Source organism: uncultured Gimesia sp. (assembly GCF_963972345.1).
Taxonomy (GTDB): Bacteria; Planctomycetota; Planctomycetia; order Planctomycetales; family Planctomycetaceae; genus Gimesia.
Genome location: NZ_CAXAVM010000222.1, coordinates 1 through 11,017, shown reverse-complemented (window position 1 = coordinate 11,017; position 11,017 = coordinate 1). Strand labels below are relative to the sequence as shown.

The following is an 11,017-nucleotide window of genomic DNA, read 5'->3' as shown; positions in this document are numbered from 1 at the left end:
AGTGAATTCGGCAACCTGACTTTAACGCGTCTTTATACAATCCATGTGATTGTCCTGCCCGTCATCGCCCTGTTGCTGTTTACGTTCCACATGGCCCTCATTCGCCGCGAACGTCTGCGAACAGCGAAAATCAGAGAAGCTGCCGACGATCCGGAAATCGACTTTCAGTTGGATGAAGACGACCCGGTCAAAGATGAAATCACTCAACCTTACTGGCCTTATCAAACCACACGCACACTGGTTTTGACCCTGATCCTGATGGGCATCATCATCATCCAGCTGATCGTTTATCCCGCTTTAAAAAATCAGCACGTCTCGGTCGGGCACGATGGCTGGGAAGCCGACTTGCCTGCCAGCGAGATCAAACTGGAAGCCCCCGCAGACAGCTACATCCCCTACGTGGCGCGTCCCGAATGGTTTGTCCGGTTTTTGTTTGAATTGCGGCACCTCGTACCCAAAGAGCTGGAAGTTCTGGTCACCGCTGTGCTGCCAGGTGTGATTCTGGCAGTCCTGTTCCTGGTTCCTTTTTATGAAAAAGTCTTTGGCGAAAAGTGGGGACAGCGACTCGCAATCTTCGTTTATGTGGGCGGCCTGCTCATTATATCTGGAATCAGCTGGTATGGCATTCAGATGGAACGCAATGCTCCTGACTATGCGCTCAAGCGTTCGCAGGAAATCGCCTACGCAGCCCGGGCTTCCTGGCTGGCCAGCAAGAATGGCGTTCCCCCGGAAGGTCCCGATTCCCTGCTCAGAAATGATCCCAAATCAATGGGTCCCCTGATTTTCGCGAGACACTGCGGTATCTGCCATACCTGGAATGGTCATGACGGCACAGGGCAATATATCATGGAATTGAAGGATGGCAAAAGAGTGAAAGCAACCCCCCGGGCTTCCGACCTGGCTGGTTTCGCGACCACCAAATGGCTGACCGAATTTCTGATGAACCCTCGCTCCCCCAAATTTTTCGGACATGTCGGGGCGATGAAAGGCGGCGATGCCATTCTGAACGGTGACATGAACGACTGGGCTGACAGCTATGTCGGCCCTGAAGGAATTCTCACCAAGGATGATATCGAAGCTGTCGCCGCTCTGGTGGCCCGCGAAGCAAACCACAGGGACTTCAAACCTCTCAGCGAAGAGACAGTGAAACGCGGCGTTTCGGTCTTCAGCGGCATTGACTTCAAAGACAAATCAGGCAAAGTCGTCGATTTTTACGGATACTGTGCCCAATGCCATGCCATGAAAGCGGGTGACCCGGAAGAAGAAGGGGGCGGGGCGGCGCCTGACTTCAACGGATACGGCTCAGAAAAGTGGCTGACCGATTTCATCCGCAAACCAGGAGCCGAACGCTTCTACGGCGACAAAAACATCATGCCTTCCTTCGAAGAATCTAAACTCTCCAAGCATGATCTGAACCTGCTCGTCAAATGGATGCGCGGAGAATGGCAGCGCCCGGAACAGGAAAAATAATTCGCTCAACAGCATTGGCTAAGATTCCTGATCACCTGGTGTGAAGCGACATAAGCTGGCACCAGTAAACTGCTTTTCTTCGCAAGAGTGTTGAGTTCTATTCCTGATTCTCAACGAGCCTGCCCCGAAAATTTAGCCTGATTCTCTCTGCGGAATCGGGCTATCAGGGCATTAATCAAATGATACCAGATGCGCCAGGGCTACCCCCTTCGAAAATTCTCAAGATTTTTTTCTTGCAGAATTACTACAACCGTGGTAACTATAAACAACACAGTTACTACAAACGTAGTCGCAGGAGAAACCATGAGCCAGCGTGCAGAATTACAAATCACAGAGGCAGAATGGGAAGTGATGCTCAGTGTCTGGGAAGCGGTAGACCAGACCCCCGGCGAAATCATCGCCCGCGTCGAATCAGTACGTAAACGCAGTCATCGCACCATCAGAACTCTACTCGCGCGACTGGTCGAAAAGGGGGCTGTTAACGTACGAGTTGAAGGTTCACGTCATCTTTATCGAGCAGCAGTCACCCGGAATGAATGTGTCCGCTCGGCAGCCCGTTCCTTTTCTGAACGTTTCTTCGCCGGAGATCTGCAGTCGCTCCTGCTGCATTTTGTTGAGAATGAAACACTCACGAGCGATGAAATTGCCGAGCTCAAGCAAAGCCTGGAAGAACGCCTCGCCAAGAAGTCGCATCCAAAGGTCCGTCAACAATCTAGAAAGTCAGCTTCCAGCCGGAGGGCAAAACAATGAACTTCGCATCTGATTTTACCGCGTTCTGGGAACTTATCTGGAAAGCCACCTGGCAAGCGTGCGTGCTGGCGTGTCTGGTATTCTGTGTCACTTCGTTGCTGCAGCGCTGGATCGCCCCTAAATGGCGAACGCTGCTCTGGGCCGTTCCCCTCGCGCGTCTGGTATTGTTAACGGTCCCTGTCAGCGGATTGAGTCTATTTCAGTTACTGTACTTCGAAAATAGCAGCGTCCCACAGGTGGTCGTTTCTCCTGCGACGGAAATCAGTAACACTGGTCTGAGCACGAACGCCGGTTCCCTGCTGTCAAACCTGCCTGACAGGGATCACGTGAAGATAGAGCCTGATAACCGGGTATCAAACATTCCTGATAAAACAAAGCCAGAACTGGAAACCAGCGTCAGCATCCCAATCTTCGCTCTCATCACCGGCATCTGGTTCCTGGGATGTTGTGTTGTACTTATCAGATGGATCGGTACCCGCTGGATGCTGTCACGCCTCATCGCCAACAGTAAACCGCTTCAAGATGCAACACTTCTCGAACTGATCAAAACCAGGCATACACAGGACAGACGCTGGATAGAGGTTCGCTGTTTTGTGACTGACGCAGAATTGGGTCCGTCCTCTTGTGGATTCTGGCGTCCCACGATTTTGCTGCCACGCAAGCTGTGGGAGGACTTCGATCAGCAATCCCGACGCACAATCGTCACTCATGAACTGGAACATATTCGGCGTCATGATGCCTTGCTGCTGTTCCTCAGCAGGATTGCCATCACGGTGCACTGGTTCAATCCACTCGTCTACCTGATCGCCGGTCGGCTGCGCCGTGAAATCGAACTGGCCGTGGATGCAGCAACGGTAGCCTCTTTTGATGAACAGACCCGTCACCATTATGGTGAATTGTTAATACAGCTTTCGCAGTACTCACAAAGGCCGATCGCGGCACTTCCCATGGCCGGCAAACGATCGGCACTACGCACGCGAATCAGACAGCTGACACATCCGAGTCGGGAGAGTCGCCCTCGATCCGCTCTTGCGATTTGCGTATTACTCATTTTCCTCGTTACAGGTTTGAGTGATGCCGCGCAGACAGAGGAACAGGCTGAGGATAATCAAAAAAGTCCGGCGGTCTCCAACAGACAAGAACAGCGTCCCGAGAGCAAACCAGCAGAACAATATTTCATCACAGGCACAGTTCGCGATACGCAGACGGGTGAACCGGTTTCGAACGCAGAAATCCGGTTGTTTGTCGCCTCCGAACCAGATGTTAACCAGAGAGAAAGAAAGGGGATTACAAATGACAAAGGGCAGTATCGCATTGAAGTCCCTTTAGGAAATGTCCAACTCTGGTTCCCGACATTAAAACCGGGATACTGGCTCCTGCCTGAAGAATGCACGCAAGCGTTAGTCACGACGACTGAAAATCCCGTGCTGGAACACAATATCAAAGCCCAAACGGGCCCCATCTGGAATATTCACTGGAAAGGCAAGCTCAACGAACAGCAATTGAAGTCCCTGACCGCGCATCTCAAGGACCAGCCGATTCAATTCAGGGCTTCCATTCAGGAAGTGGAAGACGACGCGAAACGGGCCGCCTGGCTGAAGGGGGAACCAGTCTCATTTCAGAATGCAAATGCCAGTTCGGTGAGCAATCTGGATCAGTCAGGCCACGGCAAACTGACACAAGTGGGAACGAGTGGCAAAACTATTTTGACACTCGTCAATATGACAGCCGAACTGATTGTGGAATCTGGCTTCAACAATACACGAGTCGTCTCGCTGAAACAGATTCCCGATACTGAAAAAACAGAAATGACCGACGCCTCTGGAAAGAAAGCCATAGTCAGCAAAGCAACCGTCACACTAAACGACGGCGTCCCTTTACTCACCTTTCAGACCGAAGCTGCGAAACCGATTGGCAATCAAAGGCTGACCGGTCGAGTCGTGGACGAGAAGGGGAATCCACTCGCTGATGTGCGGGTCGGAGTGATCGGAGGCTTAAAGGGAGGAGGCAGTGGCGAAACGGGAGAAGAAACCCAGACCACTGATGAAGGGACATTCTCTATTAAACTGCCGATATTTGATAACCAGGTTTTTCAAAATCAGCGGTTTTCGGTCATGCTGACAAAAGACGGATTTGCCGGTACGGATTCAGAAACCGTGTACGCTCAAAAGGACTTTACCCCTATCGACTTTAAAACACTAACGCTTCAGCCGGGACACTCCATTCCAGTCCTTGTTCTCGATGAACAGAAACAGCCCCTGCAGGGAGCAATACTGGAACCCGTTAACGATTACGCATTGAGACGACAGATCACCCGGACAGATTCCACAGGGAAAGCCATCTTAAAAAACCTGCCGAGTGGCGTGATTCAACTCTCTGTCCGCTGGGGTACGAAAATCAAAGAGACCAATCTTGTGGTCAGTAAAAACCAGTCTGAAAATACAGAAGTGACAATTCATGTCAATGAGTCCGTCCCCTCAACCTCATCCAAGGTAGAAAAACAGAAACCGCTGGCCGTCGGTCAGCAAGCTCCAGAATGGGAAATCGCGGAATGGTCAGATGGACAAACCCGCAAACTCTCTGACTTTCGCGGTCAGGTGGTGGTACTTCATTTCTGGGGTCTCAGCTACGCTGGCTGCGTCGCTTCCATTCCCGCGCAGAAACGACTCGCCCGGAAATACAAAGAGCAGGATGTCGTCTTTCTGGGGATCCACACTGCGGATGGAGAAATGAGTCAGATCAAAAAACTGCTACAGAGCGAGCAGTGGACGATCCCCACGGGAATTGAACGGGGCACTTCCATTCTGGATAATGTGACAGGCAAGAAATATGGAATCCAGGGATATCCATCACTGATTGTCATCAATCCGGAAGGCCAGATCGCATTCCGAAGCGATATCAAAACCCCGGGGGATCGCGCAGTTTTCATGAAAACCCTGGCAGAAGAAAGTGGCGTGAAATGGCCGCCTGCCGAGAATGCAACTCAAACTGAAATCATTGAAATGATGAATCAACTTCAATTTACATTGTTCAGCCGGGAAATTGAAAGTGTTCTGAATGCGAAACAATAAGACTTATCCAGACGCTGACTATTTACCGGCTGCTGCGGATGCGACCGGTGGTTTCACCTGTGTATTACCAGCCAGGTAAGCGATCAGATTCGCCAGTTGCTCTTCCGTCAGTTGATCCAGCTGACCTTCCGGCATCAGGGACAAATTAGACGATGTCATCTCTTCAATCTGCTGTCGATCAAGTACGAGCAATTCATTCTGTGTCTGTAAGCTTAACTGCTTGTCCGTTTTTCGGACAACATTCCCATTCAGGACACGACCATCGGTAAGCGCGACCACCACCATTTCGTAACCTTTGGGAATCAGGGCAGAGGGGTCCACCATGTTTTCCAGCAGATAATCCATGTTAGCCCGATTGGCTCCTGTCAGATCAGGGCCAATCTTTCCTCCCGTTCCAAACAGGCGATGACATTTCGCACAGGTTTTTTCGTAAAGCGCACGACCTTGAATCCGATCTGCTTTTCCCAGTCGTTCCGCCGTCAGTAAGGCTTTGTAATTTTCAATCTGTGCCCGTTTCTTTTCGGGCGTCTCGCGTGCCTGACCCCAGACCTGATTCAGTTTCTCAACCACTTCCTTGTCCCGGAAATTGCGTAACTGACGCACATGAAATGCCGAAATATCTTCCTGGGGCACTTGTTTATTATCAATAGCGGTCAGCAGCAGCAGAACATACTCCTTGCGGCTGCAGACGGTATCAAGCAGAACCTGGCGGCCCTCATGTTTAATACTGCGATAGCGGCCCAGCATACGTTGGATTGTCTGTGGATCATAAAAACGTGACAATCCCCGAAATGCTAGAGGCTGCAGCTCAGTTGTATACACTGACTTCTGAATGACAGACAGCAGATCCTTGTCCTGAGAACTGTTCAACAAGGTTTCCAATGCCTGGTAACGGCTTTTCATCGACTGCTCTGAATCGACGGCGATCTGCTTGAGCACATCCATGGTCTGTCCATCACCAAACACAACCGATAACTCTGTAATCTGATCCTGCAGTTCTTTGGAATCCGTCTTAGCAGTTGCCTCTTTCAATGTCTGCCAGTTTTCTGGTGCCTCTGCTTTTAATCGCCCCTGTAAAGCCGCCTGAATCCCGGCTAACAGATCCTGCTGTTTTGCGATGTCTTGGGTATCGATTGCCTGTTGAATCAGCTGTGCCACGTACTCGGGATGCTGATCAATGTCTTCCGTCAGGCGACGTGCCACCAGTTGACGCACCAGGGGTCTTGTGGCATTCGCGAGAAACTTTAAGGCGGATTTACTGTCAGGCATGACCGCTGGTTCGATTCCATACCAGAGCATCAGCGTAAAATTACGGTCTTCTGTATTCTCATGATTCTGATCGAGAGCAGCAGCGATTTCCCAGCTGTCCTGCGGTGCCAGCGACTGCATTGCCGCCGCCAGATAAAGTCGTACCAGACCGGAAGAATCAGTACGTGCCAGGTGAGCAAACTGCTTCACTGCTTCAGCGGGAACTTTATCGTCATCGACCAGAAAACGAATCGCCCAGATGCGAACATGCTCACTGGGATCATTCAGCTGTTTCACCAGCCAGCTGTCATTTAACTGATTCGTACAATAAAGGGTCCACAGGGCACGCAGCCGTCGCGAAACCTCTTTGGACGTTTGATAAATGTTTAACAATTCTGCTTTTGACTGACTCCAGTTCGCCGCCGTTCCTGCCCGTTCCGTCAATATCCGGCGAGCATGTCGGACATACCAGTCATTCGGATGCAACTGCAACATGACCAGTTCACTGTCAGACAGTTGATTCAGATCCAGCTTTTCAGGTTGAGGCACATCTCCATATGAGATTTTGTAGATCCGGCCACTGGTGCGATGTACGCCATCATGGTCGTGGCATTCTCCCAGGTCAGCCCAGTCAGTGAGATACACACTGCCATCGGGACCATATTTTAATTCGGTCCCGCGAAACCAGTCTGAACCGGTCAACAGAAAATCGGGACGGTGCGTGCCAACATAACCGGAACCTTCGCGTTCCAGCGCATCGTTATTCACACGATGCCCGTGTGTGTTACACAGGAACAGGGAATTGCGATATTCCTCGGGCCAGCTGTCGCCCAGGTAGATCATGCCACCACAATGACTGTGCCCCCCTCCCAGTTTCCCGTGAACGCCGGAAGTATCCCGGGAATCCGTCCATTTTCCTGATGAGCTGTCCCAGTGATCGTGGTCTGCACACTTTGTCATCAGCTCATAGACATAGGGATTGGGATCGCTGCCGTGTCCTGACATCCGGATGTAATGAGAACCGGGAATCATATGCCACAGGTGGCCATTCACATTATTCGTGAAAAACATCTGACCGTATTCGTCATAGTCAAAGCCCCAGGGATTAGTCGTGCCGGAACTGACTTCTTCAATTTTGTGAGTGACAGGGTGATACCGCCAGATGCCACAATGGATCACCGTACGGTTTGCAGGCACTGTTTCAGGTGTACCAACGAGCGAGGAATCTGTGATGCCATGCCGTCCATAGAGCCAGCCATCAGGTCCCCAGGTGAGACCACTCACGATGTTGTGTCGGACTGTTTTATAGTTCCAGCCTTCCAGCAGAACCTGTGGTTTACCATCGGGAATATCATCATGGTTTTTGTCTTCGAAATACCGCAATTCTCCCCGACACAAGGCCCAGACGCCATTGGAACCAACGGTCACACTGGTTAATGGCCCCGGTCCCTGCCAGAAGATTTTTCGCTGGTCCATTTTGCCATCACCGTCAGTATCTTCCAGAATGACAATACGGTCCTGGTACTGATCGTCATAGGTACCACGCTCGTAGGTGAAACATTCAGCCACCCAGAGTCGTCCGCGATCATCAATCTCAAATCCAATCGGTTGATGCACATCAGGTTCACTCGCAAAGACCGTCACCTTGAAGCCATCGGGGACTGTCATATTTTTCACCGTCTGTTCCGGCGAAGTGGCGATGTCTTTGGGATCCTGGGTATTCCTGATCGGGCTCTCGGCGAAGGAGAAATTGTCTGATAAATTCAGAACTGAGTAACAGGCCAACAGGCAAATCAAAAAACGGAGTTGGTCGTGAAAGCGCATCGATCACCCTCTGAGTCTTAAATGGACAGCCGGATAGAAATAGATATCACTTATGCTATAGCAGGCTCAGACCAAGAGCAATCAAATCGGGAAAATAGTTTCCACAAAAAAACCGAGAGTGCAGGGAAGCACTTTATTTTTCGAGCGTGTCAAACATCTCACGAAATTTCCCGAGCACCTTTGTCACAGCCGAGGTGAGGGGACCGTTCAACATCGCACCGGAGGCCTGGCGGTGTCCACCACCTCCAAATGATTCGGCAACTTTAGAAACATCCCATGCCGTGCGACTGCGAAAGCTGATTTTCACCTGCCGACTCCGCTGCTCTACAGCAATAAATGCCGCCTGAGTTCCGGCAAGTGTCAGACAATAATTAACGAGGCCTTCCGTATCGACGGGCGTGGTGCCTGTCGCGCTGAAGTCTTCACAACTGACGACGGTATAAGCCAGCAGACCATCAAAGTCTGTCTGAACCTGTCCCAGTACCCGTCCCATCAGTTTTAATTGAGGCAAGTTGTTCTGTTCATACAGCAGCTCATAGATCTGATGTGGTTCGGCCCCCGCCTTGATCAGCTCCCCAATAATCTGCATGGTGTAGGCGGTAGTAGAGGGAAATCGAAACCAGCCCGTATCTGTAGCGATTGCGGCATACAGCAGTGTGGCGATCTCTGGATTCAGACTGCAGTTCAGGGCACATCCCAGATCGTAGACCAGGCATCCCGTAGCCGGGGAAGTCACATCTTTGTATTCATCCGCTCCCAGCGAATCTGAGCTGACATGGTGATCGATGATGACTTTTTTTGAGTCTGTTTTTCGATAGAAATTGGCCAGACCAGGCAGCTGAGACCAGGCGCTGGTATCGAGCACGATGTGCACTTCAGCCCATTCAAATTCTGATGTAGAAACACCATCTCCCACATAGCGGACTTCGTGTTCCTGTACGAGAAAATCCATACTCCGGGGATGTGCCGAAGGATTGATAATCCGCACATCTTTTCCCAGTTCTCGCAGGAAACAGGCCAACGCCAGTTCCGACCCAAGCGCATCTGCATCAGGTCGAACATGACAGGAGAGCAAAAATTTCTGATGGGAATGAATCAGCTCACAGAGGGGGGCCCAGTTAATTGTACTCATTCATTTTTCCTGCTCTGTGTTTTCCTGCTTCCCGTGAACGACATCACTTAATCAGCAGGCCATCTTAGCGCATTATTGTAAATCTATCCATTGACAGGCCAGTTTTTTTGCTGATTCAACATCAATCAGGAGTTGCGTTTTCAGCGCGTCTGCATCGGTAAATGTTTGAGTTCCCCGCAACTGCTCCAGAAACTGAACCTGCAGCGCCTGCCCGTAAATATCTCCTGAGAAACCAATCAGATGCACCTCAACCTTGGCTTCATCATGCTGAAATGTGGGATTTCCTCCAATATGTATGGCGGCCGGATACTGCTTACCCGCGATCGTGCCGACCCCGCTATATACGCCGCCAGCGGGAATCAGAGTTTTGATGTCGGTGAGATTCGCAGTCGGAAAACCCAGCAGGCGTCCCCGCTCAGCACCATGACCGACTGTTCCCGTAATCTGATACAGACGTCCCAGCATACTGGTCGCTTCTGTGATATCACCGTTTTGAATCGACTTGCGAACCTCGGAAGAGGAGATCATCCGCGACCCGCAAATGGTCGGTTCAACGACTTCGAAAAACATTCCCGCCCGCTCACACAGTTGACCTAATAAAGCGACGTCTCCTGCACGATCTTTGCCAAAGTAAAAATTGGGGCCTTCCACCATGCCTCTGGCCTGCAGCTGATCACAGAGGACCTGTTGAAAAAACTCCTCCGCTGTCAGATTCAATAAAGCATGATCGGTGGGATAAGCGATCACACAATCCACACCCAGTTCTTGCAGAACCTCCGCGCGTTGCTCAATCGTCATCAACTCGGGAGGCGCAAATTCGGGCCGCAGCAGATGAATCGGATGCGGATCAAAGGTGAAAACAATGGCGGGTACTTTGTGTGTCCGGGCATGCTGAACCAATGTCTGAATCATCAACTGGTGTCCTCGATGTACCCCATCAAAGTTACCAATTGAGACCATGCCCCCCTGACACCCGTCAAAACCTGCTATTCCACGTATTAACACCACTTAACCCAACAATTTATTGTCTTTATTTAGAAAAACGCTCCAGCCGACACCCATTCTGGCTGTACCGGTTGAATCGGCAACAATCCGGAAAAAATAGAGTGTTAAGTACCATTAGGCCCACAATATTGCTACTATCAAACGTAGGGAAAGCAGTTTCCTTCTCCTTCCCCCCTGAGCGCTTAAAGGTACGCGCCTGCAAACCTGAAACGCATTTGGTATCACCGATCATTGATACCATCCAGTAACAGTCACACTTTATTATATCACTGGAGATAACGAAATGGATCAAAGCCCCATCAATCGCAGAGATTTCCTGAAAACCTCAGGAACGACGGCCGTCGCTGCCAGCACGATCGCCGGCCTGGCTTCCGCCCCCGCCTTCGGAGCCGGCAACAGTAATGAAGCAATTCGCATCGCATTTATCGGCCCGGGGGGACGTGGATTTGGTGCCCATGTCAAAAAGCTGGTTCAGCTCAAAAAAGATGGCATGAACATCGAGCTGGTCGCCGTCGCT

7 protein-coding genes are annotated in these 11,017 nt (G+C 50.9%); 4 read left to right on the top strand and 3 right to left on the bottom strand.

The features are described 5' to 3' along the window. The 3 genes from AACZ40_RS25015 to AACZ40_RS25005 all read left to right on the top strand — a co-directional run. On the top strand, positions 1 to 1,470 hold a 1,470-nt coding region (locus tag AACZ40_RS25015; protein WP_339676289.1), incomplete at its 5' end, for a cytochrome b N-terminal domain-containing protein. Between the two features lie 303 nt (positions 1,471 to 1,773). Then, positions 1,774 to 2,220, top strand: a complete 447-nt coding sequence (locus tag AACZ40_RS25010; protein WP_291179027.1) for a BlaI/MecI/CopY family transcriptional regulator — start codon at positions 1,774 to 1,776, stop codon at positions 2,218 to 2,220. After that, positions 2,217 to 5,291 (top strand): M56 family metallopeptidase, encoded by a 3,075-nt coding sequence (locus tag AACZ40_RS25005; RefSeq protein ID WP_291179024.1) that lies wholly within the window; start codon positions 2,217 to 2,219, stop codon positions 5,289 to 5,291. Before AACZ40_RS25010 ends, AACZ40_RS25005 begins: the two co-directional genes overlap by 4 nt. Before the next feature lie 18 nt (positions 5,292 to 5,309). Here the strand turns inward: AACZ40_RS25005 and AACZ40_RS25000 are convergent, their stop codons facing one another. The 3 genes from AACZ40_RS25000 to AACZ40_RS24990 all read right to left on the bottom strand — a co-directional run bounded on the left by AACZ40_RS25000 (position 5,310) and on the right by AACZ40_RS24990 (position 10,455). Next, positions 5,310 to 8,363: a PVC-type heme-binding CxxCH protein gene (locus tag AACZ40_RS25000; RefSeq protein ID WP_291179021.1), complete on the bottom strand. Its 3,054-nt coding sequence runs from the start codon at positions 8,361 to 8,363 to the stop codon at positions 5,310 to 5,312. A 133-nt stretch (positions 8,364 to 8,496) separates the two neighbouring features. Next, positions 8,497 to 9,495: a bifunctional oligoribonuclease/PAP phosphatase NrnA gene (locus AACZ40_RS24995; protein ID WP_291179019.1), complete on the bottom strand. Its 999-nt coding sequence runs from the start codon at positions 9,493 to 9,495 to the stop codon at positions 8,497 to 8,499. A 72-nt stretch (positions 9,496 to 9,567) separates the two neighbouring features. Beyond that, complete coding sequence (locus AACZ40_RS24990) at positions 9,568 to 10,455, bottom strand: bifunctional riboflavin kinase/FAD synthetase (protein WP_291179016.1); 888 nt, start codon at positions 10,453 to 10,455, stop codon at positions 9,568 to 9,570. Positions 10,456 to 10,783: 328 nt separating this feature from the next. Between AACZ40_RS24990 and AACZ40_RS24985 the strand changes: the two genes are divergently transcribed. Beyond that, positions 10,784 to 11,017, top strand: a 234-nt coding sequence (locus tag AACZ40_RS24985) for a twin-arginine translocation signal domain-containing protein (RefSeq protein WP_339676282.1), incomplete at its 3' end; no start/stop codon positions are given.